This window comes from Agreia sp. PsM10, assembly GCF_030433855.1.
Lineage (GTDB): Bacteria > Actinomycetota > Actinomycetes > Actinomycetales > Microbacteriaceae > Agreia.
This window is the reverse complement of sequence record NZ_JARUXC010000004.1, coordinates 238,034-264,409: the sequence shown is the minus strand read 5'-3', so window position 1 is coordinate 264,409 and position 26,376 is coordinate 238,034. Positions and strand designations below refer to the sequence as shown.

Annotated in this window: 24 protein-coding genes; 7 read left to right on the top strand and 17 right to left on the bottom strand. The window is 66.9% G+C overall.

Going from position 1 to position 26,376, the window contains the following annotated elements; genetic code table 11:
- Positions 1 to 35 precede the first annotated feature (35 nt).
- On the bottom strand, positions 36 to 1,061 hold the full coding sequence (locus tag QCD70_RS07260) for a LacI family DNA-binding transcriptional regulator (RefSeq protein WP_301214646.1): 1,026 nt from the start codon (positions 1,059 to 1,061) through the stop codon (positions 36 to 38).
- A 104-nt stretch (positions 1,062 to 1,165) separates the two neighbouring features.
- Here QCD70_RS07260 and QCD70_RS07255 point away from each other — a divergent pair, with 104 nt between their 5' ends.
- From QCD70_RS07255 to QCD70_RS07245, 3 genes are read left to right on the top strand one after another with little or no spacing between them, the layout of a single operon-like run.
- Positions 1,166 to 2,152 carry an ADP-ribosylglycohydrolase family protein gene (locus tag QCD70_RS07255; RefSeq protein ID WP_301214644.1) on the top strand — a complete coding sequence of 329 codons (987 nt, stop codon included), beginning with the start codon at positions 1,166 to 1,168 and terminating at the stop codon, positions 2,150 to 2,152.
- The gene (locus QCD70_RS07250) at positions 2,149 to 3,162 is read left to right on the top strand and encodes an ADP-ribosylglycohydrolase family protein (protein WP_301214642.1); all 1,014 of its coding nucleotides are present in this window, start codon (positions 2,149 to 2,151) and stop codon (positions 3,160 to 3,162) included. Before QCD70_RS07255 ends, QCD70_RS07250 begins: the two co-directional genes overlap by 4 nt.
- Positions 3,163 to 3,173: 11 nt before the next feature.
- Entirely contained in the window at positions 3,174 to 4,058 is an 885-nt protein-coding gene (locus QCD70_RS07245) for a ribokinase (RefSeq protein WP_301214640.1), read from the top strand.
- 61 nt (positions 4,059 to 4,119) lie between these two features.
- Here the strand turns inward: QCD70_RS07245 and QCD70_RS07240 are convergent, their stop codons facing one another.
- Positions 4,120 to 4,461, bottom strand: a complete 342-nt coding sequence (locus QCD70_RS07240; protein WP_441004926.1) for a MerR family transcriptional regulator — start codon at positions 4,459 to 4,461, stop codon at positions 4,120 to 4,122.
- Between the two features lie 268 nt (positions 4,462 to 4,729).
- Here QCD70_RS07240 and QCD70_RS07235 point away from each other — a divergent pair, with 268 nt between their 5' ends.
- Positions 4,730 to 6,055, top strand: coding sequence for an NtaA/DmoA family FMN-dependent monooxygenase (locus QCD70_RS07235; protein WP_301214636.1), 1,326 nt, complete (start codon positions 4,730 to 4,732; stop codon positions 6,053 to 6,055).
- Here QCD70_RS07235 and QCD70_RS07230 read toward each other — a convergent pair.
- From QCD70_RS07230 to QCD70_RS07205, 6 genes are all read right to left on the bottom strand, one after another.
- Complete coding sequence (locus QCD70_RS07230) at positions 5,983 to 7,410, bottom strand: NosD domain-containing protein (RefSeq protein WP_301214634.1); 1,428 nt, start codon at positions 7,408 to 7,410, stop codon at positions 5,983 to 5,985. The two genes, QCD70_RS07235 and QCD70_RS07230, sit on opposite strands and share 73 nt — an antisense overlap.
- Positions 7,407 to 8,339, bottom strand: coding sequence for a carbohydrate kinase family protein (locus QCD70_RS07225; protein ID WP_301214632.1), 933 nt, complete (start codon positions 8,337 to 8,339; stop codon positions 7,407 to 7,409). Before QCD70_RS07225 ends, QCD70_RS07230 begins: the two co-directional genes overlap by 4 nt.
- Positions 8,332 to 9,408, bottom strand: coding sequence for a LacI family DNA-binding transcriptional regulator (locus tag QCD70_RS07220; RefSeq protein ID WP_301214630.1), 1,077 nt, complete (start codon positions 9,406 to 9,408; stop codon positions 8,332 to 8,334). The genes QCD70_RS07225 and QCD70_RS07220 overlap by 8 nt, the downstream gene beginning before the upstream one ends.
- A gap of 61 nt (positions 9,409 to 9,469) precedes the next feature.
- The gene (locus tag QCD70_RS07215) at positions 9,470 to 10,309 is read right to left on the bottom strand and encodes a carbohydrate ABC transporter permease (protein WP_301214628.1); all 840 of its coding nucleotides are present in this window, start codon (positions 10,307 to 10,309) and stop codon (positions 9,470 to 9,472) included.
- Entirely contained in the window at positions 10,306 to 11,199 is an 894-nt protein-coding gene (locus QCD70_RS07210) for a carbohydrate ABC transporter permease (protein WP_301214626.1), read from the bottom strand. The genes QCD70_RS07215 and QCD70_RS07210 overlap by 4 nt, the downstream gene beginning before the upstream one ends.
- A gap of 79 nt (positions 11,200 to 11,278) precedes the next feature.
- A complete protein-coding gene (locus tag QCD70_RS07205; RefSeq protein WP_301214624.1) occupies positions 11,279 to 12,571 on the bottom strand; it encodes an ABC transporter substrate-binding protein in 1,293 nt (430 codons plus the stop codon).
- Between the two features lie 199 nt (positions 12,572 to 12,770).
- On the opposite strand from QCD70_RS07205, the gene QCD70_RS07200 reads away from it, so the two are divergent.
- The 3 genes from QCD70_RS07200 (at position 12,771) to QCD70_RS07190 (ending at position 16,008) form a co-directional block, all read left to right on the top strand.
- Positions 12,771 to 13,952 carry a glycoside hydrolase family 32 protein gene (locus QCD70_RS07200; protein ID WP_301214622.1) on the top strand — a complete coding sequence of 394 codons (1,182 nt, stop codon included), beginning with the start codon at positions 12,771 to 12,773 and terminating at the stop codon, positions 13,950 to 13,952.
- 125 nt (positions 13,953 to 14,077) lie between these two features.
- Positions 14,078 to 14,872, top strand: a complete 795-nt coding sequence (locus tag QCD70_RS07195; protein ID WP_301214620.1) for a sugar phosphate isomerase/epimerase family protein — start codon at positions 14,078 to 14,080, stop codon at positions 14,870 to 14,872.
- Positions 14,872 to 16,008, top strand: coding sequence for a Gfo/Idh/MocA family protein (locus QCD70_RS07190; protein ID WP_301214618.1), 1,137 nt, complete (start codon positions 14,872 to 14,874; stop codon positions 16,006 to 16,008). Before QCD70_RS07195 ends, QCD70_RS07190 begins: the two co-directional genes overlap by 1 nt.
- Positions 16,009 to 16,088: 80 nt before the next feature.
- Here the strand turns inward: QCD70_RS07190 and QCD70_RS07185 are convergent, their stop codons facing one another.
- From QCD70_RS07185 to QCD70_RS07145, 9 genes are all read right to left on the bottom strand, one after another.
- Positions 16,089 to 17,045, bottom strand: coding sequence for a sugar phosphate isomerase/epimerase family protein (locus QCD70_RS07185; RefSeq protein WP_301214616.1), 957 nt, complete (start codon positions 17,043 to 17,045; stop codon positions 16,089 to 16,091).
- Between the two features lie 46 nt (positions 17,046 to 17,091).
- Positions 17,092 to 17,703 carry a nucleoside deaminase gene (locus tag QCD70_RS07180; RefSeq protein ID WP_301214614.1) on the bottom strand — a complete coding sequence of 204 codons (612 nt, stop codon included), beginning with the start codon at positions 17,701 to 17,703 and terminating at the stop codon, positions 17,092 to 17,094.
- Between the two features lie 56 nt (positions 17,704 to 17,759).
- Positions 17,760 to 19,283 carry a GMC oxidoreductase gene (locus tag QCD70_RS07175; protein WP_301214612.1) on the bottom strand — a complete coding sequence of 508 codons (1,524 nt, stop codon included), beginning with the start codon at positions 19,281 to 19,283 and terminating at the stop codon, positions 17,760 to 17,762.
- 106 nt (positions 19,284 to 19,389) lie between these two features.
- Positions 19,390 to 20,520, bottom strand: coding sequence for an ROK family protein (locus QCD70_RS07170; protein WP_301214610.1), 1,131 nt, complete (start codon positions 20,518 to 20,520; stop codon positions 19,390 to 19,392).
- A 4-nt stretch (positions 20,521 to 20,524) separates the two neighbouring features.
- Entirely contained in the window at positions 20,525 to 21,901 is a 1,377-nt protein-coding gene (locus QCD70_RS07165; protein WP_301214608.1) for a carboxylesterase family protein, read from the bottom strand.
- 8 nt (positions 21,902 to 21,909) lie between these two features.
- Positions 21,910 to 22,734 (bottom strand): carbohydrate ABC transporter permease, encoded by an 825-nt coding sequence (locus tag QCD70_RS07160; RefSeq protein WP_301214606.1) that lies wholly within the window; start codon positions 22,732 to 22,734, stop codon positions 21,910 to 21,912.
- Positions 22,731 to 23,651, bottom strand: a complete 921-nt coding sequence (locus QCD70_RS07155) for a carbohydrate ABC transporter permease (protein ID WP_055924980.1) — start codon at positions 23,649 to 23,651, stop codon at positions 22,731 to 22,733. The genes QCD70_RS07160 and QCD70_RS07155 overlap by 4 nt, the downstream gene beginning before the upstream one ends.
- 4 nt (positions 23,652 to 23,655) lie before the next feature.
- On the bottom strand, positions 23,656 to 24,963 hold the full coding sequence (locus QCD70_RS07150) for an extracellular solute-binding protein (protein WP_301214603.1): 1,308 nt from the start codon (positions 24,961 to 24,963) through the stop codon (positions 23,656 to 23,658).
- A 229-nt stretch (positions 24,964 to 25,192) separates the two neighbouring features.
- On the bottom strand, positions 25,193 to 26,227 hold the full coding sequence (locus tag QCD70_RS07145; protein ID WP_301214601.1) for a LacI family DNA-binding transcriptional regulator: 1,035 nt from the start codon (positions 26,225 to 26,227) through the stop codon (positions 25,193 to 25,195).
- Positions 26,228 to 26,376: the final 149 nt, after the last annotated feature.

Genomic DNA, 26,376 nt, shown 5'->3' with positions numbered 1-26,376 from the left:
CTTTTCTGTCATTTCGATTGGGTTGGGTGGAAACTTCAACTCGATTGACGGACGATCAATCGGTGGGAAAGAGCGACCGTACGGGTCACGTCGGTGACGTCGCCATCGAGTCGCTCGAGCAGTAGGCGGGCACACGCTCGCCCGATCTCGCGGGCGGGATTCTCTACGGTGGTGAGTTCCGGGTTCACCAACGAGGCAGCATCGATATCGTCGTAGCCGGTGACGGCAAGGTCCCCAGGAACGCTCAAATGGCGTTCCCGTGCCGCATCGAGAATTCCGATCGCGATCAGATCATTGGCCGCAACGATGGCGTCCGGACGACTCTCACGATCCAGCAGCAGGGCCGCGCCGGTTCGGCCACCCGCGCGGGTGAATTGAGAAAAGACGATGTCATCGTCGACAAGGGGTCGCCCGGCGGAGCCGAAGGCTCGGGCATATCCCTCGAATCGTTCTCGGGTCGTGCCGGCCTCTTTCTCACCGCCGATGAAGGCGATCTTCTTATAGCCTCGCTCGATCAGATGCGTCGTGATCTCTCTCGCACCCTCCACATCATCGGTGTGGACGAGATCGCCACCTGCGGCAGACACACGCCCGAGGGTGACGAAGGGGATCTTCGCTTCGCGAAGTTCGCCGAGCAGCTTGTTGTTCAGGCCGAATGGTGCGGCGACCAGCGCGTCGACTCGCCTCGCAATGAGATGACGCAAGACATCCTGGCCACCCGGCCCATTCGACTCCGAGATGGTCAAGAGAAGGCCGCGCGGTACGAGGATGTCCTGCATGCCGGCTGCCACGAGCGGGTAGAAGGGATTCTCGAGTGTGGGAACGACGAGTGCGATAGCACCGGATCGACCGGAACGCATCTGCGCAGCCGCCGGATTGGCCGTGTAGCCGAGCCGCGCGATCGCATCCTCAACCCGGGCACGCGTCGCCGGCGCGACGTGCCGCTTACCCGACATGACATGGGAGACCGTCGACATGCTCACCCCGGCAGTCGTCGCGACCTCACGTATCCCAGCCACGTTCTCTCCTTCATAATTCATCGAAACGTTTTGCATCAGCATGGGCGAAATCAATAGATCACGCAAGACAGAAATATTAACTTCTTGTTACGGCGGCGTATTTGACCGATATGGTGATGCAAAAGGTTTCACTAGTTCGGAGAAATATGACGAAGAATCGTGCACGCGGGTCCCTTATCGGACTCGCCATTGGTGATGCGATGGGAGCTCCCACCGAAGGGATGACGCCCGTCGAGATTCGAGAGCGCTGGGGGCGGGTGCGCTCGTTCGTCGAAGAAGATGCCGCCGGCACAGACGACACTGAGTACGCAGTTCTGACCGCTCAGAGCGTCCTGGCAGCCGGCGCCGACATGACCTCCGACACCGTCGCAGATATCTGGCTGAAGGCTCTCGAAATTCAGACAGCCGGCTTTCGTGGAGCGGGCTTCAGCGAGATGATCGCATTGTCGAACCTGCAGGCGGGAATTCGTCCGCCCGCAAGCGGTCAGCGCAATTCCGAGATGTGGAGCGACGGCGCTGCGATGCGAGCCGCACCGATGGGAATCTACGCGGCGGGCGATCCCGCTCTTGCGCGTCGCATGGCTGTCGCTGATGCGCGCGTCAGCCACGACCGGGACGGCATATTCTGTGCCGAAGCGATGGCCGCGGGGGTTGCGGTCGCCATGGTGGAGAACACGATCGAACCTGTGCTCGAGGCGATGCTCGACGCTTTGCCCCGAGACTCCTGGTCTCTCCGGCTCGCCATGCGCGCGCTGGACATCGCAGAGGCAGCGGATTCCATCGAGTCCGCTGAGGAGGAACTCTTCAGGTCGATCCCGCTGCGGCACTACATGTGGGCCGACGTGGCGCCGGAAGCGCTGGCCCTGTGTGTGGGTCTGCTTCGCGCGACTAATGGAAGCACGTCGGTCATCGAGAGCGGCGTCAACATCGGGCGTGATTCCGACACCATCGCGGCAATGGGAGGCGCGATCTCAGGCGCCCTCGTCGGCGTCACAGAATTCGACCCGGCTCACGTAAAGCAAGTCCGCTCGGTGGCAGGCCGATGTATCGAAGCGACGGCCGGTATCGACCTCTTCGACCTCGCCGATTCATTAGTCGACCGTTCCAACGCAGACCGAGGTGTATCCGCATGACCACCAAATCCGTCAACGCCCTGCAAGCCGTGCATGGCCTCGTCCTCGGAGATGCCCTTGGAGCTCCCGCGAGCGAACACCGTACGATCCGCGACCCCTGGGTGCGTCAGATGCTTCGGCGCGGTGCGAGCGAGCTGGACGAATCGCATGTCCTTCGACCGGTGATTCCTTTCGTACTGACAGCTCTGGGCACGCGGGCGCTCGTCGGTACTGATGACTCGGAGTTGTTCGCTCTGGCCGCCCTCACGATCATCGACTCGCCGAGCCGATCGACTCAGGAGATGTTCGAGCGTTGGCGCGACAGGATCGACGCCCCCGACGTCTGGACCGGGGCAGCCCAGCGCTCGGCTCAACTGAACGCCGCCTCAGGGCTTCGACCGCCTCAAACCGGTCGCGACAACCCCGCCTTCTACGACGATTCCGCTCTTCCCGGCGCCCTTGCCGCAGCTATCGCCATGATCGATCCGGCCGATGCCGCCGTTCTCGCCAGCAACCTCGCCACAATCACGCATGACGGCGTGGGGGTTCAAGCCGCAGCTATCTACGCCTGGACCCTCGCGAGCTGCATGACAGGAACCCCGCTGAATCGAAGTATCGAGGACGCCCTGGAAGCACTGGACTGCGACCCGTGGCTATCGGAGGGCATCGCGGAAGCACGACAGATCGTGCGCGAAGCTCGCACACCACTGACCTCGGTGCCCGCTCTGGTCGCTCGCTTCGCCCCCAGGACTTACAGCCACCCGGGCACCGTGACCGAGACCCTTCCCCTCGCTTTCGCCATCGTCGAGGCGGCAGGAGGCGACCACGAGAAGGCGCTCCCACTGGCGTTCACGATCACACGGCATCAAGACAGTCTGCCCTCGCTCGTGGGAGCTCTCTGCGGCGCACTGGGCAGCCGCATCGATGCCGGCGATCTCGACACTCTCGGCGGCGTGACGATTCCCACACTGAGCGGAGAATCGCTATCCGGCCTCGTATCGTCGCTACTCGAGCATGCGAATACTGCATGAGCGCGATAACGGTGATCGGAAGCGCCAATATGGACCTCTCGGTTCGACAACCGCGACCGGCCAGACCCGGCGAAACCCTGTTCGGCTCGTCATTCGTGATGGGTGCCGGAGGTAAGGGTCTGAACCAGGCCATTGCCGCATCCCGCGGAGGCGCCGATGTGCGCTTCCTGGGTGCAGTCGGGAATGATCCTTTCGCCGAGTCACTGCGAGCAACACTCGTCGACAACGACGTAGACGTGACAGGTCTACGTTCGACAGATCAGCCCACAGGCGTCGCCCAGATCAGCGTCACCGACGATGGTCAGAACAGCATCGTGGTCGTCTCGGGGGCCAACAATGCGACTGATTTCGCCGACGAGGACAGGGCGGCCATAGCCGCATCCGGTGTTCTCGTCGCCCAGTTCGAGCGGCCTGTGAGCCTCGTCCGGGAAGCGTTCATGTATGCGCGCAGCTTAGGGATCACGACGGTTCTCACCCCTGCGCCTGTCGTCGGTGGATCGGAGGAACTGATCGCCCTCACCGACCTTCTCGTCGCGAACGAGCAAGAAGCGATCCAGCTCGCCGGAATGGACGACGTGGCAGGGGCGGCTGAGCGCCTGGGTCGCGACGCGCGGAACGTCATCGTGACCCTGGGCGAACGTGGTTCGCTGCTCTACCGGCGCACCATCGGGGTGCGCTACTTTCCTGCCCCCCACGTCTCAGCGGTCGACACCACCGCCGCCGGTGACACGTTCGTCGGCGTCGTTACCGCCTGGCTAGCAGCTGGTGAGCAGTTGGAGACGGCCATCTCGGCGGCCAGCGCGGCCGCGGCTATCACGGTCACCCGTCGTGGCGCTGTCACCTCGATGCCCTACCGCGAGGAAATTCTTGCTGCCATGGAGTTGCACGAACGCTGAATCTCAGGGCATAAGCACCCGGTCGTCCGCCAACTCCTCGATCGCGCCGAGACGCACCGTCTCAGTGTGGCTCCCGGCCAGACTCCACTGTCTGGGTCTGGTCCATCGATTCGATGTACCGAGACAGAGCGTCTCGATGACGATGCAGTAGTTCAACGCACTCGCTCATCCGGTCGCGAGCTCGAACGAGCGTCGTGCGCAGCTCCGGGTCCGGAGCGGCGGCGGTATTCGTCGACTGATCGGGGCACGAAAGCATGTCGCCGATGATGTGCATGGGTATGCCTGATTCTCGCAGCCCTCGGATCTTCGTCACCCGATCGACAAGATCCTCGTCGTACTCGCGATACCCGTTGCCACGCCGGAGGGGTGCGATCAAGCCTTGTTCCTCGTAGTACCGCAGCATGCGGGTCGAGACACCTGACTGCTGCGATAACTCGCCGATCCTCACAGAGTCGTCACCTTTCGCTTGCGTCAACGTTACAACGTTCCACCTGGGTCGGACCGGCTCGATTTGACCTTCTCATGGTGTGAAGGTTGGATGATGGTCACGTGCCTGCTCCGAGCGTTCCTCTCCCCAGCGGGCCGCCCGTGTCGGCGAGCCGCATCTCCCTTTCACCCCACCTTGTGTCCATCACCTCATATCAAGAACGAGCCCCTATGAAGGAGACAACGTGAACGCACCGAAGATGATTCTGGCGACATCGCTGGGAACGAGCTACGGCATGCTCACCGATGCGTGGCGTTCCCCTGGGGTGGACCCCAAGAACTTCACCAGCACCGACGCGCAGGTGCGCATTGCCCAATCTGCCGAACGTGGAGGCTTTGCCTTCCTGTTCGTTCCCGACTTTGCCGCGGTCCAGGGCGGAGAGGAACGGGCCGGACTGAACATGACGATGGATCCCATGCTGGCGCTGGCAGCGGTCGCCAGGGAGACGTCGCGCATCGGGATGGTCGCAACAGGATCGACCACGTTCCAGGAGCCGTACAACCTCGCTCGACAGTTCAAGGCACTAGACGTGATGAGTCACGGGCGCGTCGGCTGGAACGCCGTGACGACCAGCAGTCCCGCGGTGGCTGCGAACTACGGACAGCCGGTGGCCGAGCGATCGGCGCGATACCGGCGTGCCAACGAGACGGTCCAGATCGTCCAGGCCCTGTGGGGCAGCTGGGAAGCAGACGCGTGGATCGGTGACCAAGCAACCGGACGCTACTTCGATCCAGAAAAGGTCCGGCCCATTGACTTGCAGGGCGAGTTCGTCGCTTCGCGCGGGCCGCTTCCCATCCCTCCCTCCGAGCAAGGACAGCCGGTCATCTTCACGGCGGGGGGCCCCAGCCCCCATCTGCTCTCGCTCGCGGGTCGATACGCAAGCGGCTTCATCGCCGAGGTATGGACGATTGAAGAGGCCCGGGCGCAGCGCCAGATGGTGCGCGAGTCAGCGCGCCAAGCCGGACGAGACCCAGACGAGATCAAGTACTTCGTCGGCATCATGACGACCGTGGCTTCGACGGTAAGAGAAGGCCTGGACCGGCGCCTGGCCGTGACCGGCGAACCCTCGCCCCAGCGAGTCGTCGGACTCGGACAGATGTTGGGTCTGCGGTTGGGCCCGGACCGGGTGAACGACCGCCTGAGCGACGAGGAACTCGCGCGCGCCTACGCGGCACCCATCGATCCGCGGTCGGAGGTCGCGCTGCGCGTGGCTCGGCAGGGGTGGACGATTCGTGACATCCTCGCCCACGGCGTGATCGACTTCCATCCGACCGTCGTCGGGCCCGGCGCCCTGGTTGCCGACCACATGCAGGAATGGTTCGAGGCCGAAGCCGCGGACGGCTTCTGGGTCATCCCCGATCTGGCTGAAGCCGGTATCGATGACTTTGTCGACAACGTCGTCCCCATTCTTCGGCAGCGCGGCATCTATCCCGATGGCTACTCCGGCGAGACTCTGCGGGACCACCTGGGCGTACCTGCCCAGTACGGCCGCGACCCCCGTCTGGCCTGACGACGAGACTCCGCGACGGATCGGTACATCCGGGTCGGCCGGATCGCGTTGACCCTGCGGTCGGCGAGCACCTCGGCGTGGGTGCCCGTGTCGAGAATGGTGTTGCGTACCGAGGCGGGATCGACGAGGACCGCCGTGACGGACAGCGTCTCCGACGCCGTTGTCGACAGCAGCGCATCCACCTGCGCCTCGAACGCCGAGCCGCCCGACGACACGTGCACGTCCCGCGCGACGACATGGTTGGTGGCTACGTAGTTGCCGCTTCCCGAGGCGAGCCGGATGACCACCGGCTGGGCACCGGCAGGGCGGATACCCGCCGCATCGATCACGACGGAGACGTGGTTTCCGATGATCGAGTTGTCGCTGCCCTCGACACGCACAACCCCGTAAGGGTCGTCGAGACCGTTGTCGACGCCGAGGAACGGGGTCCAGGGTTCGTGGTCGCGCAGGAGATGATTCGACGCGACGAGGTTCTCCGAGCTGCCGCCGGCGAGCACGACCATCCCTGGATAGAACGAATGGAGGCGGTTGGCCGTGACGCTGGAACGGCTCACCGACTCGAGGTGCACGCTGCTCGCTCCGCGCGGGAAGACGTTGTTCGCCGTGATCAGAAGTCCCCCGTGGTTCTCGGCATAGATCGAGTATCCATCGGGACCCGCGCCGATCAGATTATCTGTGATCTTCGAGGCCTGACCCCAGCCGCGCAGCTCGATGCAGCTGCCGCATTCGGCGACGAAGTTGTCGTGGATCGACAATGCATCCGCATTGCAGATGGTCAGCGCGTGCTCGAGGTAGACGAAGCCCATCCCGGCGACGCGGAACGAGTCGTTGGCGCTGGCGACGTAGATGCCCGTCTTGCCGTTGATGTAGGTGTTCTCCGGTTGTCGGCCTGAACGGTCGGCGGTGAAGTGCAGCCCGTCGATGCAGAAGCCCGAGAACTCGACCGAGCTGATCCGAGGGTTGCCGCTGCGCGCGACCACGAAAGCGGCACCATCGATCTCGCTCGCGTCGTCGTCCAGTGGGAGATCGACGAGAATGCGGCTCCCGCCTGGCCACAGTTCGTGCAGGTCGGGCCACTCCTCTTCCGGCACGTTGAAGCGGATGCTCGACGACGTGAAGCCATGCCCGTAGCCCTCGATCCTGAGGAAACTGATGTCGATGACGACCTGGGTGCGCAGGCGGTAGTCGCCAGGCGGAATCACGATCACCGCTCCGGGTTTGCCGCCGTCGGCGTCGACCGCGGCCGACTGGCGCGAGGTGATGTCGGCGATGATGCTGTTCAGCACTTCGCCGATGTCCTGGACGGGGTCGCCGACGGGCCACCTCGTGACGTCGTAGCGATTAGCGCTGCTCATCGAGTACCTCTTTCCGTGCCTAGCTGTGGTGAGACGACGACCTCGTGCTGCCGGGGGAGGTCGGCGCCGGGACGACTGACCGTGATCGCGGCGCACGCGGCGGCGAAGCGGGCCGCCTGCAGAATGTCGCCGAAGGCCGCGGTCCTCCCCATCACGTGCGCGACGCCGATCGAGTTCGTGAGAGCGAAGAGAAGACCAGCCATGAACGAGTCGCCGGCGCCGATCGTGTCGGCGACCCGAACGGAGTGTGATGGGACCACGACCGTGTCTCCGCCGACGCGGAGCAGGCTCCCTTCGGCACCCAGCGTCACCACGACGACCTGCGCACCGAGCCGAGCGTAGTGGGCCGTCACCGCGAGCGGATCGAGCTCGGGATGGAGCCAGCGCGCATCCTCGTCGCTCATCTTGACCACGGTGCTGGAGCGGGCCAACCGCTCGACGAGCGGGAGCACGTCGTTATGCCCACCGAGCACAGATGGCCGGATGTTCGGGTCGAACGACCGGAGCACGCCGTCGTCGACGGCATCGAAGCACGCGGCGACGGCATCGGCCCCGGGTGCGAGGAGTGCCCCGATGGATCCCGTGTGCACAAGCTCGAACCCGGCCGTCGGGAGCTCAGTGACGTCCCAGCCGATGTCGAAGTCGTACGTCGCCGAACCGTCGGCCCCGATCGTGGCGGTCGCGCTCGAGGTGCGGATTGCGGCGTCGACGGAGCCGGGCGCCAGACGCACGCCGGAGTCTGTGAGGTGGCGCGCGATGAGGACACCCCGCGCATCCGTGCCGACGCGGGTCGCCAGAGTGACGGATGCGCCGAGGCGCGCGAGTCCGATGGCGACGTTCATCGGGCTTCCGCCAGGATGCTCCTCTTTTCCTCCAGAGGATGAGACCACGTCGACGAGAGCCTCGCCGACGACGAGCAACTCAGTCATGGGCGGGTTCCCCTTCCGAGCGGGGCGCCGCGACCGAGTGTCGCCGCACGAGCGGGCATGGCAGCACCGCGGACTCGTAGACCGGGTCTGCCGAGGAGGGTGCGGTCCCGATCACGGCCTCGGGCTGGATGAGATCGGCGAGGGCGCCGAGCGCCCACTCGCCCATCTCGTAGTGCGGCAGGGCAACTGTGGTCAGAGCGGGATACAGCCCCTCTGCGATCAACTCCTGGTTGTCGAAGCCCACGATCGAGAGATCCGCCGGAATGCGGAGTCCGAGTTCAGCAGCAGCGCGATAGGCCCCCATGGCCATGCGGTCGTTGTAGCAGAAGAGACCGGTAGGCCGGTCGACACGGTCAAGCACCGCAACGGCCGCTTTGTACCCGCCTGGAGTCTCGGACTGCTCGGAGACCACGAGCCGGGACTCGAATTCGAGGCCGGCGTCCCCGAGCGCCCGCCGGTAGCCGGCCAGGCGTCCGCGGGTGGCCGGCACGTCGTCGGAGTTCGTGATGAAGCCGATCCGCCGATGGCCGTGCTCGATCAGCTCGTTCACGGCGACGTACGCACCGCCCTCCTCATCGGGCACGACCGACGGGATGCTTCCGTCGCGCGAGGTCGAGTCGATCAGCACCGTCGGGACGGACCGCAGCAATCGAGGGAGGTCTATCTCGCGGTGGTACATCGTGGCGTAGAGCACGCCGTCGACCTGCTGGCGCAGCAGAGCGTCCGTGTCCCGCTGAATGTCGAACTCGTCGCGGCTGGTGTTGATGAGCATCAGGGTCAAGCCCCGTTTGCGTGCCGCCTCCTGGGCACCGAGGATGATGCGGCCGGCGTGCGGTGTGGTGGCGATCTCCTCGCTCAGCAGCCCGATCATCTCGGACTGCTGTCGGCGGAGGCTCCGGGCTATGCGATTGGCTCCGTATCCGAGCCGTTCGGCCGTCGACTTCACCCGTTCACGGGTCTCGTCACTGGCGCGTGCGGACTCGACGTCGTTGAGGATGTGGGAGACGGTGGTCACGGACACTCCCGCTTCGCGGGCCACGTCCTTGATGCCTACTGCTTTGCGTGCCACTGTCTCCCCTTGCATGCCCGAGGCCGGCCGATTCGGCTCGCCACCATTCTCACCGACATCGTCACCCTTTCACCGCCCCGGCGGTGAGACCGGCGACGATATGACGCTGCAGCACGAGCGCCAGAAGGATCACGGGTACCGAGTACAGCACCGCGAGCGCGGTCATCGCGCCCCAGTCGAGGCCGAACTGGGTCTGGAAGTTCGCGATCACGATCGGCGTGGTCTGCGACCGCGTGGCCGTGAGGAGCAGCGCGAACAGAAACTCGTTCCACGATGCGAGGAAGGCGAAGATCGCGGTGACCGCGATCCCGCCGGCGGTCACCGGAAGCACTACGCGCCAGAGCGCCCCGAGCCGGCTGGCGCCGTCGATCTTCGCCGCCTCCTCGAGCTCCTCGGGTACGGCCTCGAAGAAGCTCGACATCAGCCAGATCGACAGCGGCAACGAGATGGTGGCATGCGCGATAGCCAGTGCGAGCGAGGTGTCCGAGATGCCGAGGCTGCGGAAGATGCCGATCATCGGCACGCCGATCACGATCGGGGGCACCATGCGCATCACGAGGGCGCCGACGATGAAGAATCGACCGAAGCGGGTGCGGAACCGCGTGACGGCGTAGGCCGCCGGCAGCGCCAGCACGAGGGAGATGGCGGTGCTGAGTACGGCTGTCACGACGCTGTTGATGAACGAGGCGACCACACCGTCACGGCCGATGGCCGACGTGTAGTTCTCGATCGTCCAGGTCGAGGGCAGCACGGTCGGCGGCACCGCGATCGTCTCCAGTGGCGTTTTGAACGACGTGAAGAGCATGTAGAGGAAGGGGAAGCCGTACAGCACGACGAGCAGCACGAGGGCGACCCAGAGGATGGCCCGGGAGCTCACGCGGGTGGTTTCGAGACCGTTCATCGGTTGTTCTCACTTCCGGGTCGCCAGATGAGCAGGATGGCCGCGACCGAGACGGCGAGCATGGCCACGAGATACACGGTTCCCATCGCGCTCGCCAGGCCTGGATCGCCGAACCGCACCATCGTGCGGTAGACGAGCAGCGACATGGTTTCCGTGCTCTGCTGCGGCCCCCCGTTGGTCTGGATGAGGATGACATCGAAGGCACGGGCGGCGTCGATGCCGCGGAGGATCAGGGCCACCGCTATGACGGGTCGAAGCAGGGGGATGATGATGCGGAACAGGATCGTCGAATAGCGGGCGCCGTCGAGCCTGGCCGCCTCGATGACGTCGCCCGGGATGTTCTGCAGGCCGGCGAAGAGCACGAGCGAGATGAACGAGGTAGTCAACCAGATGTCGGGGATCGCGACCGAGAACAGAGCGATGTTCGGATCGCTCAGCCACTGGATCTGGCCCGGATCTTGAAGGATGTGGGCATCGGTCAGGAGCTGGTTGACGATGCCGAAATTGTCGATCAGCAGGAACCGCCAGAGCAGACCGGCGACGATCGGCGCGATCATCAGGGGATACAGGAAGATGGTGCGGAATACCCGCGAGGAGTTGCCGAGCGCCGTGAATATCAGCGCGACGGTGAGACCGAGGACGAACTCGAAGACGACCACGATGACGGTGTAGACGATCGTTCGCCACGCGGCGTTGCCGAAGTCGCCAGAGGTGAACGCGTCGATGTAGTTGTCGAGGCCGACGAAGGTACGGGGTCCTCCGGCGAATTTGCTGATATCGAAGAAGGAATCCGAGACGAATTGCACGAGGGGCCACGCTACGAACACGGCGAGGAAAACGGTGGCCGGGAGCATCAGGAAGAAGGCGAACCGGCGATCGGTGAGACGCACGATGAGACTTTCGGGTCGAGGAACGGCGAAGGGTGGGCGGCTGTGGCGCCCCGTTGGACCGGGGCGCCACAGCCTGAGGTCACTCGATGATGGACTCCACCTGCGCTTTGGCGTCGTCGAGGAGCTTCTGATTGTCGGCCCCCGGTACGACGGCCTTCTGGATCATGGGGATCAGAGCGGAATCGACGATCTCCTGCCACTTCGGGTTCGCCGGACGTGGGATGGTCGACTCGGCATTCAGGGTGTCGATGAGCGGCTTGTAGTTCTCGTAGCCGGGCTTGTCCTGGTACTGCTCGAGCACCGAGATACGCGATGCGAGTCCCAGGTCGGTGTCGACGGACAGCTCGTTGTGGTCGTAGGCGTACTGCACGAACTCCAGTGCCTTCTCCTGTTTGCTCGTGCCCGCCGGCACCGAGAGGTACCACGCGCCCGGAACTCCGGCGACCCCGCCAGGGCCACCGACCATCGTCATCACCCCGACATTGCCGGCCACCGCCGAGTCTGCGGGGATCTGCTTGTAGGCGTGCGCCCAGAAGCGCATCATCGCCACCTGGCCCTGGTTGAAGAGGTTCTGCGAACCGGCCCAATCCAGCTGCGCAGCGCCCGAGGGGGCATAGGGCAGCAGACTGGTGTAGAAGTCGAGCGCCTCGAGGCTGTCCTCGTCGCCGAGAGACACGGTTCCATCGTCGCCGACGACCATGTCCTTCTCGCCCGTCTGCGACAGGGTGGCCAACCATTCCGTCTCGACCGCACCCTTCACGTCGGTGCCGTAGATGTCGACCTGGCCGTCGCCATCGGTGTCCTGCGTGAAGAACTTCGCGACGTCGGCGTACTGCTCCCAGGTGGTGGGAGGCACGAGGTCATACCCGAACTGCGCCTTGAAGTTGGCCTGCTGGGCCGGGTCCTCGAAGAGGTCTGTGCGGTAGTAGAGGATCTCAGAATTGGTCCAGGCGGGCATCCCGACGAACGAGCCGTCGACCTGCGCCTCGGTCACGAGCGCAGGAAACAGGTCGGACTGCACCTCGTCGGTGAACACGTCGTCGAGAGGCGTCAGTGCCTCGGCGAAGGTCGGCAGCCAGATCGAGTCCAGAGCCGCGACGTCGAACGAGAGCGAACCCGAGCTGAACTCACTGTTCAGCCGATTGTAGAGGCCGTCGTAGGGCAACTCGACGAAAGTCACCGAGGTGCCCGTGTCTGTCTCGAACTGATCGGCGATCGGCTGCAACTCGCCGTGGCCACCGGCCTCGACGAGAACGGTGATCGAATCGTCACCCGCTGCGGGAGCGCCGCCTCCAGCGCCACACCCCGAGAGGACGGCGGTGGTGACGACGGCGAGGACACCGGCGGCGCCTACCAGGACACGACGGGACATCCGTCGATGTATGCGAAGCATCATTACTTCGACTCCAATTCTGTGCGACATTGCGTGATTACGTAGGGTGCGCACCGAGAGAAACGGCACGCGTCGCTGAGGCGACTGCTCTGACAATACGTTTTGCCAAATCGTCTTGTCAAGCCCATAATTGTCGAACAGCCCGCCATCGACGGCGGCAGCATAAGGAGCCGCACTCATGACGCACGCGCCGCGCGCCCGCCCCCGCTGGCATTTCACCCCCGGATCGGGGTGGATGAACGACCCGCTCGCGCTGACCTGGCACAACGGCCGCTACCACCTCTTCTTCCAGTACGTTCCCGATCGCACCACGTGGGCTCCCGAGTGCCGCTGGGGGCACGCGAGTTCGCCTGACCTGATCGAGTGGACCGAGCATCCGGTCGCCCTCGCGCCGGGCGATGGCGACGACGGCATCTGGTCTGGCTCGCTCGCGGTCGATGTCGCCGGCCGCGCCACGATCTTCTACACCGCCGTCTCCACACCCGAGTTCGGCGTCGGCCGCATCCGCAGCGCCACCCCGGTCGACGACGACTGGCTCGTGTGGACGAAAGGCTCGGTCGTCGTGGAGGCGCCGCCGCTGGATCTTGTCGCCTTCCGCGACCCGTTCGTGATGCGCGATGGCGAGCGGTGGCGGATGCTCGTGGGCACCGCCATTGTCGGGGGCGAGGCTGCGGCCAGCTCGTACGTCTCCGACGACCTCGATTCGTGGTCATTCGACGGCCTGGCGGCATCGCGAAGCACGAGCGAAACCGACCCGGTGTGGACGGGAGCGCTCTGGGAGTGCCCCCAGATCTTCACCATCGACGGCCGCGACGTGATGGTCACCTCGGTCTGGCAGGACGACGTACTCCACTACGTCGCCTATGCCATCGGCACATTCGTCGACGGCCGCTTCGACGCGACCGCTTGGGGGCGCCTGACCTACGGCGACAGCTACTACGCTCCCTCCTTCTTCCGCGACCGCGACGGGTTGCCGTGCCTGATCTCGTGGATGCGCGGAGCCATCGACGCCGAGGTCGTCCGCGCCAGCGCGCTGAGCGTGCCGCACGTGCTGCGACTCGAGGGCGACACGCTTGTCGCGGCGCCGCACCCGACGATCGCGCAGGCCGCGTCCGCCGCGCTCACCAGCATCGCCGTCGGCGAGGAGTGGACTGCATCGAGCTCGGACAGCGCGCTCATCATCCGACGCGAAGTCGACTCGGTGACCTGCACATGGCAGGGCGTCGAGACCATCGTGCCCACCGGCGACGGCGAGGTGCAGGTGCTCGTCGACGGCGAGACCGTCGAGCTGTTCACCGGCGCGGCACTCTTCGGTGTCGGTTCAGCCTCTGTGTTCGAGATCGGCAGCACGACTCCATAGACCCGAACCGACAGACACAACCGCCGCAACCCGCCGGTCATGACGCGACCATCGAAATGTATGCGCATCCGCAGCTTCTGGCTAGGCTTGTCGAACACCCCCGCACGCACTCACTGAGGAGACGCATGACCGCGACCATTTCGCTCCAGCTCTACACGGTCAAGGAGGCGCTCGCCGCCGATCCGGATGCGACGCTCGGGCGGATCGCCGACCTCGGCTTCACGGCCGTCGAGCTCTACGGACTGCAGGAATTCGGCGACGCCTACGCGGCGGGGCTCGCGAAGCACGGACTCACCGCACCGAGCGCCCACGTGCCGCTGGCGACCGGCGAGCTGGAGGAATCCTTCGACCTGGCCGAGCGGCTGGGCGTGAAGACGGTCATCGAGTCGTTCACCCCGCCGACCCTGTGGGAGAGCGCCGAGAACATCGCTCGTCTCGCCGACCGCCTCAACTCCGCCGTCGAGCCCGCCGCCGCCCGCGGCATGCGCGTGGGCTATCACAACCACGACGGCGAGATCCGCAACCACGTCGAGGGCGTCACCGGCCTCGACCACTTCGCGAGCCTGCTCGACCCCGCCGTCGTTCTCGAGGTCGACGCGTACTGGGTGGCCGCGGGAGGCGAGGACCTCGTCGAGTTCCTCACCCGCAACGCCGACCGGGTCAAGTTCATCCACGTGAAAGACGGGTCGCTCACCGGCGACCTGCCCAACCAGGTTCCCGCGGGGCACATCTCGCTCGAACAGCCCGAGCACCTGTCGAGCCAGCTTCCCGCCGGGCAGGGCGTTGTGCCCCTCGCCGCCGGCCTCGACGCGGTTCCCGACCTCGAGTTCGCCGTCGTCGAGTTCGACGTCTACTCGGGCGACCTCTTCGCCGGCATCGCCGAAGCCAGACAGTTCCTCGTCGAGAGGGGCCTCCGCTGATGAGCACCGCCACCTACAGCACCGCCACCTACACCCCCACGGGCTCCGGCCCCGTCGGCATCGGCATCATCGGTGCCGGCGCGATCAGCGACCAGTACCTCACCCACCTCACGACCTTCCCCGACGTTCGCGTCGTGATGATCGGCGATCTGGATGTCGCACGCGCCGCGCAGCAGGCCGAGAAATACGGCGTGCCGCGTTCCGGACGCGCCGACGAGGTTCTGAAGGACGACGACATCGAGATCGTGATCAACCTCACGATTCCGGCCGTGCACGCCGAGCTCTCGTCGGCCGCTCTCAGTGCGGGAAAGCACGTGTGGAGCGAGAAGCCGATCAGTCTCGACCGCGAGAGCGGACAGGCGCTGCTCGACCAGGCCGCGGCATCCGGTCTTCGCATCGGCGTCGCGCCCGACACGATCCTCGGCCCCGGCGTGCAGAGCGCCCTGCGCGCGATCGCCCGCGGCGACATCGGCCGGCCGCTCACCGCGATGACCGCGTTTCAGGGCCACGGCCCCGAGTCATGGCACCCCAACCCCGACTTCTTCTTCGTTCCCGGCGCAGGGCCGCTGTTCGACATGGGGCCGTACTACCTCACGACGCTCGCCTGCATCTTCGGGTCGTTCACCGAGGTCGCGGCGATCGGCTCGCGCGCTCGCGACATCCGGGTCATCGGATCGGGCCCGCGCGCCGGAACCGAGCTGCCCGTGACCGTGAACACCCAGATGAGCGCGCTCGCCCGCTTCGAGGGCGGCCAATCGTCGCAGAGCATCTTCAGCTTCGACTCACCGCTGCGTCGCTCGGGATTCGTCGAGATCACCGGCGAGACCGGAACGCTCGTGCTGCCCGACCCGAACATGTTCGAGGGCGCGAGCACTCTGGTGCGCGGCGAGGAGAGCGTCGAGCTGGCCGAGACCGGGTACGCCGGCGGCCGCGGATCTGCCGTGCTGGAGATGGCCCGGGCCATCCGGTCGGGCGGCGCCGACCTGCTGCCGGCCGAGCTGGGCTACCACGTGCTCGACGTGATGAACGCGATGGAGGAGTCCTCCGCGGCCGGCCAGTTCGTGCGCGTCACGAGCACGGCCCCCGCGAGCCCGGTCCTCCCGGAGTCCTGGGACCCGACCACCCGCACGCTGTAGCGAGCATCCGCGCCGTATGGGCGCATCCGCTGCCGGACGACTGGCGGCGGATGCGCCTACGGGGCGCGGATGCTGGAGGGTCAGGCCGGGATCGTCGCCTCCAGCCAGGCTCGGCTCACCTGCGCGCTCTCGAACGGCTCCATGCTCGCGCGGTCGACCTCGATGATGATCCAGCCGCCGAACCCGTCGGGCAGCGCGGAGAGGATGCCGTCGAGGTCCATCCCGCCGAGCCCCGGCTCGAGGAACAGCCCCTGGTCGGTCGCGGTGCGGTAGGGGGTGGGCGTCGCCCGACTGGCGGCCGCCACGTCGAGGTCGAGGTCCTTGATGTGCAGGTCGACGAGGCGATCCGAGTAGCGCCCCAGCATCGAGACCGGGTCCATACCTGCCCACGCCAGGTGCCCCACGTCGAACGATGCGCCCAGCAGATCCGGCGAGATGGCGGCGAGCACGCGGTCGATCTCGTGCTCGGTCTCGACCCAGGTGCCCACGTGGTTGTGCAGGCCGGCCCTGATGCCTTCCGAGGCCAGCACGCTCGCGGCCTCGCCGAGCACATCGATCACCCGGTCGAGACGGCCCTCGTCGAAGACCGCACCTACGGCCACGGAGTCGAGCGTGCGCACCGTGCCAGGAGCCCACGACACCTCAGGGGCAAGAAAGACCGACGACAGCCCGAAGAAGTTCGACTCCTCGGCCTTGCGCCGCACGCCGTCGAACCAGCGCACGAACGAAGCACTGCCCGGCGCAAGAGACACCCCGTGGTCCTCGGGCAACGCCACCGAGCAGTACCCGGGGGCGACGCGAAGGCCCGTATCGCGCAGCATGCGGGCGTAGCTCTGCAGGGTCTGCGTGTCGAGCACCTCCATCATCGTCGCGTCGAAGCCCGAGCGGCGCACCTGCACCAGCACATCCGGGTACTGTTCCCGAAAGCTCGGCTCGGCGAAGAGCCAGAGGTCGTCACTGGCCGGGTCCGCGGGGTCGGCCTTGATGTTGATCCACTGGATGGGGTTGAGCGCGAACTGCGAGCGGCTGAGCGTCATGGTCTTCTTCCTGGTCGAGCAATCAAAAAGCGGGGGCCGGATGCCGTCACTCGGCCGCGCGGGCGTTGTACACGACCGCGCCGCCCGCATCCACGTGCTCGCGGTAGTCGCGGAACACCTGCAGGGCCTCGTCGCGGGTCACGTCCTGCACCACGGCGATTCCGCGCGCCTCGAACTGCGGGGCCCAGTCCTCGCGCATGGGGCCCTCGTCGAAGGTCGTGATCTGCTCGAGTTCGGGCCCGTCGCCGGCCACGACGAGGGTGCGCACTCCCGACCAGAGCGTCGCGCCGTAGCACTGCACGCAGGGACGCCAGTTCACGACCAGCTCGTGCGCGGGCTGGCCCTCGCCGCCGAGGTCCCACGACCCGATGCGCGTCTGCGCGAGCCCGAGAGCGGTGACCTCGGCGTGCGCCGACGAGACGCCGCTCTTCAGAACCACGTTCACCCCCACCGACACGATCCGGCCGGTGGCCGACTCGACCACGATCGCGGCGAACGGTCCCCCGCTTCCCTCCCTGAAGTTGCGGGCGGCGAGCCGGTGCACGAGCCGCATGCGCTCCTCGTGGCTGCCGAGCGCATCCGGCACGTCGGCGAGCTCGTCGGCGATCCAGTCGGGCAGCTCGATCGAATACGAGGTGCCCAGGGTGTCGATGTTCATGAGTGTCCCTTCAAGACGGTGCAGATATGTAAGACGAATGGATGCGCGACCGCCGGTCAGGCGGCCGACACCCGGAGGCGGGCGACGGCTCGCGCCGCGCGCACGGCGGTGATCACGCCGGTGAGCGTGGCGTTGCCGACGACCGGCGTGGGGATGACCCCGTTGCCGGCCAGATAGAGGCCGTCGAATCCCCAGACCCGCCCATCCGGGTCGCAGACGCTCGTGCCGTCGTCGACGGCGCCCATGCGCACGGTGCCGGTCTGGTGCAGCGACGAACCCGGGGCGAGCACGGCCGACTCGGTCTCGGGATCGAACGATCCGAACCGGCGAGCGACGAGTTCGATCGTGTCTGAGGCCTGCTCGATGAGCGCGAGGTCGGTGTCGGTGTAGTCGAACTCGACGGTGATGCGCGGCATACCGGTGACGTCGGTCTCGGTCTCGGAGAACGCGAGCCTGTTCGAGGCGCGCGACTCGACGGGCGTGTAGAGCGAGACGCCGACCGAGTACGCGAGCGCCCGGTCGTGATCGTCGACGTAGACGGAGTTCATGATCTGGCCGTGGAACGGCTGGGCGGACCCGTTCTGCGGCAGCCAGAGAGAGTCTGTGGCGAACTCGCCCTCGAGTGAGCGGGGCAGCTCGTCGAGGGTGAGGCCGAAGCGGTCGAGGTCCATGAGCACGCGGCTCGTCACGAAGGCGTGCTCGTTGAGGTAGCGTCCGAGCGCCTCGGGCCTGATCCCCGACGCGAACAGCAGCTGGGGCGTGCGCATCACGTCGGCGCAGACGACCGTGACCGATGCCTCGATGTCGTACTCCTCACCCGAGGCGATGTCGCGCACGCGCGCCCCGCGGGCACGGCCTGCGTCGTGCAGCACCGCGATCGCGAGCGTGCCGGCGCGCAGCTCGAACGCGGCGTCGCCACCCTCGGCGATCGGAGGGAAGATGCGGCTGGGGCCGGTGCGCGGCAGGGGCCCGGATGCGCCGGGCTGTACGGCCATCGGCATGGCCTGCGGGTGTCGGCCGGCAGGGCTCGCGGCCCCGAACAGCTCGTCGAGCACGTCGAGCACCCGCTGCCCGGGCCCGGTCGGACCGAGCACGGCCGGGTGCACGCCAAGCACCTCGCGCGCCGTCTCGAGATCGGCCTGCCACTGCTCGGGGTCTCCGAAGTCGAAGGTCTCGTCGCCGTCGGGCCAGGGCGTCGCGGCGGTCCAGTGCACGCCCATGCCGCCCACATTCCACGACAGAGCACTCGCGGGCATGGCGGCCGCGTTCTCGCCGAGCGCCGAGAGGTTGTACATGCCGGGCTCCACCGAGCGCAGTTCGTCGGTGATGTCGGGGGTCACGTCGGCGCCCGTGTACATGCCCTGGATTCCGGAGGAGACGCGCTGGTTGTAGCGCTCCCAGATTGCTGGTTCGGTGCTGTCGTGCAGGTGCAGCCCGGGCACGCTTCCCACTACGGGCGCGCCGTCGATGATGAGGATGCGCGCGGTCGGGTCGGCCTCGCGCAGCAGCCCGGCCGTCGCGGCACCCATGATTCCGCTGCCGACGATGAGGATGTCGGGGGTGTTCTGCGAGTCAGACATTCGAAGCTCCTGGTTCCTGTCCTGCGGGTGTTTGCGTACTGTGTTGCGAAATTCGTGGTGACGATATGGGTCGTGGTGACGGTGCGAGGCTAGGCCCCGCCGCGGGTCACGCCGCGATGGTCGGCCCGAAGAACTCCACGTCCATGCGGTCGAGCACGAGCTTGACCGCGCCGAGCAGGGGGGCATCCGCCCCGATCGTGGTCGCGCGCACGTCGATACGCAGGGTGCCGAGCTGCTTCATGGCCTCGACGACGCGGGGAAGAAGCAGGTCCTCCGCCACCTCGAGGCCTCCCCCGAGCACGATCACCTCCGGCGCGATCGTCCACGCCAGCGACGAGAGCAGGCGGGCGACGTCGTCGGCGAACTCGCCGAGAAGCTCCAGGGCCTCGGCATCGCCGGCGCGCGCCCTGACCAGCCACTCCGCTGCCTGGCGGCGTTCCTCGACCAGCGGCGAAGTCAACAGACCGAACGGCTGCGACTCCATGCGCATCGCATCGAGCGCCCCCGCCTCGACGATCTCACCGGCACCTCCCTGGAAACCCCGGTGCACGACTCCCCCGATCACGATGCCGATACCGGCGCGGTTTCCGAAGATGCACCAGGCGAACGTGTCGGTCTCCTGGGCCGCTCCGCGCCAATGCTCGGCGAGGGCGGCGAGGTTGGCGTCGTTGTCGGCGAAGAGAGGGATGCCGAGCCGCGCACCGAGTTCGCGGGCGAGAGCGAACTCGTTCCACCCGGGCGAGTTGATGAGACGGCGCACCACACCGTCTTCGTCAATCGCGCCACCGGCCGCGACGGCCCCGGCGCGCACCCGGTCGCGGGGCTGGCCCGACTCGCGAATGGCCGCATCCACAGCCTCGACGGCGTCGATCATCACCTGGTCGGTGTCGGAGTAATCGCGCAGGGTCACCAGGCCCCTGCCGAGCACTCGGCCCCGGATGTCGGAGACGGCCGCGCTTGCGGCGTGCGTATCGACGCGCACGGCCGCGACGAGGGCGCGGTCGGCCTCGAACGAGAAGTAGCGCGGGGGCCGTCCGACATCCGCGTGCACGGGCGTGACCTCGACGGCCCAGCCGCTCTCGCAGAGCTGGGTGAGGATGAGCTCGACCGTGCGCCGCGACAGTTTGACCTGCCCCACGAGGGTCGCCATCGTCACGGGCTCGTCGTGCTCGGCGAGGGCGCGCAGCACCACGGAGGTATTCAGTCGGCGCATCGCGCTCGGGTCGAGTCCAGGCATCTGCTCACTCTCCCAGATCGGCGTCGACGAGCGGCAGAACCGCGTCGTACGCGCCGGGAACGAGCGCGGTCGAGTCGCTCGACACCACGCCGAAGACGAGCACCGGGTCTGACTCGACGCCCCTGGCGGCGGGCCAGGAGGGCTCGGCTCCCGTCACGAAGGCGACGAACTCCCGGTGCATGCGGGCGGCCAGTGTGGCGGGCGGCTCGTCGCCGAGGACCGCCTCGACCCCCTCGGCGCCGAGGATGTCGAAGAAGAAGGGGAGGTCGGTGCAGTGGGCGGCGCCGCGCAGCACCGGCGATGCCCAGTCGAACGAGTAGAGCCACGTGCCTGCGGCACCGGATGCCCGTGCCCGGGCCGTGCGCAGCACGCTCGCCCTGAAGAGAACGTCGGTCTGGCGCGGAGCAGCGACATCTGCCGTGCCGTGCGTCTCCGCCTCCGGCTCGGCGTCCGAGCCCGCGAAGCCCGGACTGTCGAACTCGTCGGCGGTCGCGCCGATGAGAAGAGGCTTGTCGAGCCCGGTCACCGCGAGGCCGGCTCGGATGGACAGGGGCAGCAGCTCGTCGCCGCTCACCGGTTCGAACAGCAGCGGCTCCGTGCCCGGGTGCCGCTCGCCCCAGGTGATGACCGCCCGCTGCAGCGCATCCGGGTCGACCGAGCCGAGGCCCTCGGCCGTCGGCGAGACGCCCAGCGAGTCCGCGAGCGCCGTGGTTACACGGGCGGCCTCGTCGAGTGGGCTGGAGAGGTCGACCGGCGAGATCGCGACGGCCCGGTGGAACAGCGCCTGCGCGGCGGGGCTGGCGAGCAGCGCGAGAACGGCGCCTCCGCCCGCGGACTGCCCGGCAACGGTGACCCGGCCCGGATCTCCCCCGAACGCGGCGATGTTGTCGCGCACCCACGCGAGGGCCAGCAGCCAGTCGGCCATTCCGCGGTTGGCGCGGCCATCCACCGCGGCGAAGCCGTCGACGCCCAGCCTGTACGACAGCGTGACCATCACGATGCCATCGCGGGTCAGGGCGGCGCCGTCGTACCAGGGGCCGACCGGGGAGCCGGCGACGTACCCTCCGCCGTGGATGTAGACCAGAACCGGCGCGGCGCCCGAGCCGACACCGTCGGCCGGCGCGAACACGTTGAGGGAGAGGGTGTCGTCTCCCGCGATAGACGGCTCGGGGATGGCCGTGATCGGGTAGGGCCGGCCGCGCTGCGGCGTGGCCCCGAAAGCGGATGCCGCGAACGGCTCGTCGAAGACGGCCCGCGGCTCGGGCGCGGAGAAGCGACGCGCACCGACGGGCGCCTCGGCGAAGGGGATGCCGAGGAATTGCGCATCCACCCCGTCGGTGGAGCCGACGATCGTGCCAGCAGCGCAGTCGACCTCGATCATGGCCTCCATCATTTCAGTCCGGTCGACACGATGCCCTGCACGAAGTAGCGCTGCAGGAACAGGAACAGCACGAGAACAGGCAGCATCACGATCACGGCGCCGGCGAGCACGAGGCCGTAGTCGGTCACGTTCTGCGCCGCCTGGCTCATCGCCGCGAGGCCGACGGGCAGGGTGTAGCTGTCGGCGCTCTGGGCCACGATCAGCGGCCAGATGAAGTTGTTCCACGAGGCCAGGAACGACATGATCGTGACCGTCGCCACGGCGGGGCCGGCCAGGGGCAGGAAGATCTGAAAGAAGATGCGCACCTCGTTCGCGCCGTCGATGCGGGCGGCCTCGAGCAGTTCGTCGGGGATGCTCGCGGCGAACTGCCTCATGATGAAGATCGAGATCGGCAGCACGAGGCTGGGCAGGGCGATTCCGGCGAGGGTGTCGACGAGGCCGAGCTGAACGGTCACCACGAACTGCGGAACGAAGGTGGCGGAGAAGGGCACCATCAGCGCGATCAGCACGGCGGCGAAGGCGACCCTCTTGCCGCGGAACTCGAGCTTCGCCAGGGCGAAGCCGGCCATCGAGGCGGCGATGATGTTGCCTATGACGATGACGATCGCCACGATCACGCTGTTGCCGAGGAACGTGCTGAAGCCGTTGCGGCTGAACAGGCGGGCGAAGTTGTCGAGGGTCACCTCGGACGGCAGCCAGGCCCCGGGGTTCGCCTGGATGTCGCTCGTCGTGCGGAGCGATCCGGAGATCACCCAGATGAACGGCAGGATCGTGACGAGGGCGAGCACGATGAGCGCCGTGTAGAGCACGGCGGGGCGCAGGCGTGAGGTCATGAGCGACTCCTCAGCAGTCGGAACTGGAGCGCGCTGACCGCCGCGACGATGAGCAGCAGGATGAACGATGCCGCGCTCGAGACGCCGAAGTTGCCGAACCCGAACTGGTGATAGGTGAAGAGCGCCATCGATTCGGTCGACCCGAGCGGGCCGCCGTTGGTCAGCAGGTAGGGCTCGTCGAAGACCTGCAGGAAGAAGACCGAGAGCAGCACGGAGACCAGGAGCGTCGTGGGCATGATCAGCGGAATGGTCATCGACCAGAGCCGCCGCCACGGGCCGGCGCCGTCGAGGGCGGCGGCCTCCTGCACGTCCTCCGGCACGGACTGGAGGCCGGCGAGGAACAGCAGCATGGCCGTTCCGAAGTTGCGCCAGATGCCGAGAAGGATGACGACCGGCATGGCGAGGTTCTCGTCGCCCAGCCAGTTCGGACCGGCGAAGCCGAGGTTCGCGAGCACCTCGTTGACCGTGCCGTTCTGGTTGAACGCGTACTGCCAGATCAACGCGACGGAGACGATGTTCGTGACCACGGGCGCATAGAAGAGGCCACGGAAGACGGAGCGGAACCGACGGATGCCGCTGTTCAGCACGAGCGCGAGGGCGAAGCCCACCGCCATGGTCACGGGAACGCCCACGACCACGAACAGGAGGGTGTTGAGGATCGCCCGCACGAAGTTGCCGTCGGAGAGCAGGGCCACGTAGTTCTCGAGGCCTGCGAAGTTCACCCCGAACGGCGTCTGCAGGTCTGCACTGCGCATGTCGGTCACGCTGATGGCGAGCGACGAGATGATCGGGATGGCGCTGAAGACCACGAAGATCACCGCGAAGGGGGCGAGGAACAGCCACGCGATCCCCGTATGCGCGGGGCGCCGCCGTGTGCGCGGCGCCCCCGTCTTGTTCGACTGCACGGCGAATGCCATCGGATCAGTCCGTGCCCGTACCGATGCTGTCGGCCTTCTTCTGCGCGTTCGCCATCGCCTCTGCGGCGGTCTCCTTGCCGCGGGCGACCTGCTCCAGCTCCTTGCCGAGCATGGTCGAGACCTCGTTCCAGGTGCTCACCGACGGCATGGGCTTGACGTTCTTCAGCTGCTCGAAGAACGGCTTGAGCAGGGGCTGGTCGGCGATCGACGGGTCGTCCCACGCCGCGACCACGGCGGGCATGCTGCCGGCGGCCTCGTACTGGGCGACCTGCGTGTCCTCCTGGGCCATGAAGCTCACGGTCTTCCAGGCGGAGTCGGCGTTGTCCGACTTCTTCGTGACGGCCCAGCTTCCACCGGCCAATTGCCCGACGTTGCCATCCGGACCCGCGGGAAGAACCGCCGTCTGGATGTGCGCCGCGGTCCAGCCCTCTTCGCCTGCGGTGGTGTCGAGGCCGGAGATCACCCACGGGCCGCTGATCATCGAGCCGGTCTTGCCCGCCACGAGGTAGGGCTGCGTGTCGAGGAACTGGGGGGTGTCGGGCGACGAGACTCCCGACGAGAAGAACGACGCGTTGAACTCGGCCGCCTCGATCATGCCCGGGGTGTCGAGCTCCCACGTCGAGCCGTCGTCGCTGAGCAGGGTCTCGCCGGCCTGGTAGCCGAAGATCGCGAGGTTCTGTCCGTTGTAGGTGTCCCAGCCGACGTCTGCACCGTAGCCGCTCTCGGCCCCGCCCTCTTCGAGCTTCTTGAAGAAGGGGATCGTCTCGTCCCAGGTGGCGGGAGGGGTGGCTCCGGCCTTCTGTGCGAAGTCGTCGCGGTAGATGAGCAGGCGCGTGTAGGCGTACCACGGCACCGAGTAGGCGGTTCCGTCGACCTCGCCCGCATCCCAGGATCCCTCGAAGAACGACGAGGAGTCGGCCACGCCGTCGGGAACGGGGGCGAAGGCATCCGATGCCAGGAACTGGGTCTGCGCCTCGGTGTAGAGGAAGGCGATGTCGGGAGCGGTTCCCGCCGCGATCGCCGTCTGCAGCTTCGTGTTGTATTCGTCGCTGGGCACGAGCGTGACCTCGACGTCGACATCGGGGTTGTCGCTCTCGAAGGGGGTGAGCACGTCGTCGAGGGCGGTGGCGTCGCCGTCCGGCGCCCACAGGGTCACCTTTCCGGTGGCCGGTCCGTCTGCGAGGCTGCCGGCGGCCTCGGGTGCCGCGCCGTCGCTGGAGCGGCCGCATCCGGTTGCGGCCAGTGCTGTGACCGCGAGAATCGCGGCGAGGGGAATGAGGCGCGAGCGCCTCAGCGGTGGACGGGAATTCATGGGTGGCTCCTCGAGATCTCGGTGGGACTGCGAAGGGAACAGGTGCTGGTTTCGAATTATGCTACTTAGTTGCAAAATTGGCCAGAAGAATATTCGGGCGATAGTGAAACGGGGTGTGCAAGACGCAACAGTATGAGACCCGTGTTTCACGACGATTAAGCGGGCGGGTCGGCCGTGTAACAGATCCGTCGACACGTCCGCCCGTTCCCTGAGCCTGTCGAAGGGCGAGCTACTCGGCAGACGCAGACGCAGCGGGAGCCACTGTCGACGCCCTGATCACGAGCTCGGGATCGAAGACGACGTGCTTCGAGTCCTCGCTCCCCTCCCCCGCGATCTCCGCCCTCAGAAGGTCGACGGCGGTCGGCCCGAACGAGTCGTGGGGTCCGCGAACCGTGGTGAGGGGAATGATCGACGACGCCCCGAACACCGTGTCGTCATAGCCGACGATCGCGATGTCCTGGGGCACCCGGATGCCGTGCTCGACCACGAGGGTCTGCAGCAGTCCCAGCGCCATAAGGTCGTTGACCGCGAAGATCGCGTCGGGCCGCTCCTCGGGCGGCCGTGCAGCGATCTGGTCGGCCACATCGCGGCCCTCCGCGATCGTGCGGTCCACCGCGTCGATCTGCTCGATCGTGACTCCCGGGGACTCCCTCGCCGCGGCGAGCGCGCCCTCGTACCGCTCCCCGACCTGCGGAACCGAGAGCGGTCCTCCCACGTAGGCGATGCGGGTGCGACCGATGTCGATGAGGTGCCTGACCGCCAGGAATCCGCCCTTCATCTCGTCGAGCGAGACCGAGGGCTGCGCCGGTGAGGTCGCCCGCTGCCCCATCAGAACCGACGGCGTTCCCCGGAGACGGATCTGCGTGAGGCGATCCTCGACCGGCTCGTGCGACGCCACGAGCATTCCCTGCACGCCCTGAGCCTCGAACATCTCGAGGTAGCTGTCCTCGCGTTCGCGCGAGCTGTTGGAGTTGGCGATGAAGACCGTGAGCCCTCCCGCTGCAGCGGTGCGCTCGACGCCCTCGGCGATCGTTGCGAAGAAGGGGTTGCTCACATCGGGAGCGATGTAGGCGATTGTTGCGCTGCGGCCGAGGCGCAGCTGCCAGGCCGCGTTGTTGCGCACGAAACCCAGGTCGTCGATCGCCTTCTGAATGCGCTGGCGCTTCTCCGGCGACACCCTGTCCGGGTGGTTGATGTAGTGAGACACCGTACCCAACGACACCTCGGCGAGGCTTGCGACCTCGCGAATTCCTACTCGAGCCACGTCTCAGGTCACCTTCTCCACGTCACGTCGACCGAGCCGGGTCGAAAGAATGGTCGAGTCATACGTATCAATCCTCCGTACCCGCGCCATTGCCGGGCAAATCGAGCCGTCAGCCGACCCTACTGAACGAAGCTCACGATCGGCATCTT

Bases quoted from the DNA above. Each gene is read 5' to 3' on its own strand.
- QCD70_RS07155 (WP_055924980.1), bottom strand. From the start codon at position 23,651: ATGGCATTCGCCGTGCAGTCGAACAAGACGGGGGCGCCGCGCACACGG.
- QCD70_RS07230 (WP_301214634.1), bottom strand. From the start codon at position 7,410: ATGAGCAGCGCTAATCGCTACGACGTCACGAGGTGGCCCGTCGGCGAC.
- QCD70_RS07175 (WP_301214612.1), bottom strand. From the start codon at position 19,283: ATGTCTGACTCGCAGAACACCCCCGACATCCTCATCGTCGGCAGCGGA.
- QCD70_RS07190 (WP_301214618.1), top strand. From the start codon at position 14,872: ATGAGCACCGCCACCTACAGCACCGCCACCTACACCCCCACGGGCTCC.
- QCD70_RS07215 (WP_301214628.1), bottom strand. From the start codon at position 10,309: ATGAACGGTCTCGAAACCACCCGCGTGAGCTCCCGGGCCATCCTCTGG.
- QCD70_RS07165 (WP_301214608.1), bottom strand. From the start codon at position 21,901: ATGATCGAGGTCGACTGCGCTGCTGGCACGATCGTCGGCTCCACCGAC.
- QCD70_RS07260 (WP_301214646.1), bottom strand. From the start codon at position 1,061: ATGCTGATGCAAAACGTTTCGATGAATTATGAAGGAGAGAACGTGGCT.
- QCD70_RS07255 (WP_301214644.1), top strand. From the start codon at position 1,166: ATGACGAAGAATCGTGCACGCGGGTCCCTTATCGGACTCGCCATTGGT.
- QCD70_RS07200 (WP_301214622.1), top strand. From the start codon at position 12,771: ATGACGCACGCGCCGCGCGCCCGCCCCCGCTGGCATTTCACCCCCGGA.
- QCD70_RS07225 (WP_301214632.1), bottom strand. From the start codon at position 8,339: ATGACTGAGTTGCTCGTCGTCGGCGAGGCTCTCGTCGACGTGGTCTCA.
- QCD70_RS07250 (WP_301214642.1), top strand. From the start codon at position 2,149: ATGACCACCAAATCCGTCAACGCCCTGCAAGCCGTGCATGGCCTCGTC.
- QCD70_RS07180 (WP_301214614.1), bottom strand. From the start codon at position 17,703: ATGAACATCGACACCCTGGGCACCTCGTATTCGATCGAGCTGCCCGAC.
- QCD70_RS07150 (WP_301214603.1), bottom strand. From the start codon at position 24,963: ATGAATTCCCGTCCACCGCTGAGGCGCTCGCGCCTCATTCCCCTCGCC.
- QCD70_RS07195 (WP_301214620.1), top strand. From the start codon at position 14,078: ATGACCGCGACCATTTCGCTCCAGCTCTACACGGTCAAGGAGGCGCTC.
- QCD70_RS07170 (WP_301214610.1), bottom strand. From the start codon at position 20,520: ATGCCTGGACTCGACCCGAGCGCGATGCGCCGACTGAATACCTCCGTG.
- QCD70_RS07205 (WP_301214624.1), bottom strand. From the start codon at position 12,571: ATGTCCCGTCGTGTCCTGGTAGGCGCCGCCGGTGTCCTCGCCGTCGTC.
- QCD70_RS07240 (WP_441004926.1), bottom strand. From the start codon at position 4,461: ATGCTGCGGTACTACGAGGAACAAGGCTTGATCGCACCCCTCCGGCGT.
- QCD70_RS07160 (WP_301214606.1), bottom strand. From the start codon at position 22,734: ATGACCTCACGCCTGCGCCCCGCCGTGCTCTACACGGCGCTCATCGTG.
- QCD70_RS07185 (WP_301214616.1), bottom strand. From the start codon at position 17,045: ATGACGCTCAGCCGCTCGCAGTTCGCGCTCAACCCCATCCAGTGGATC.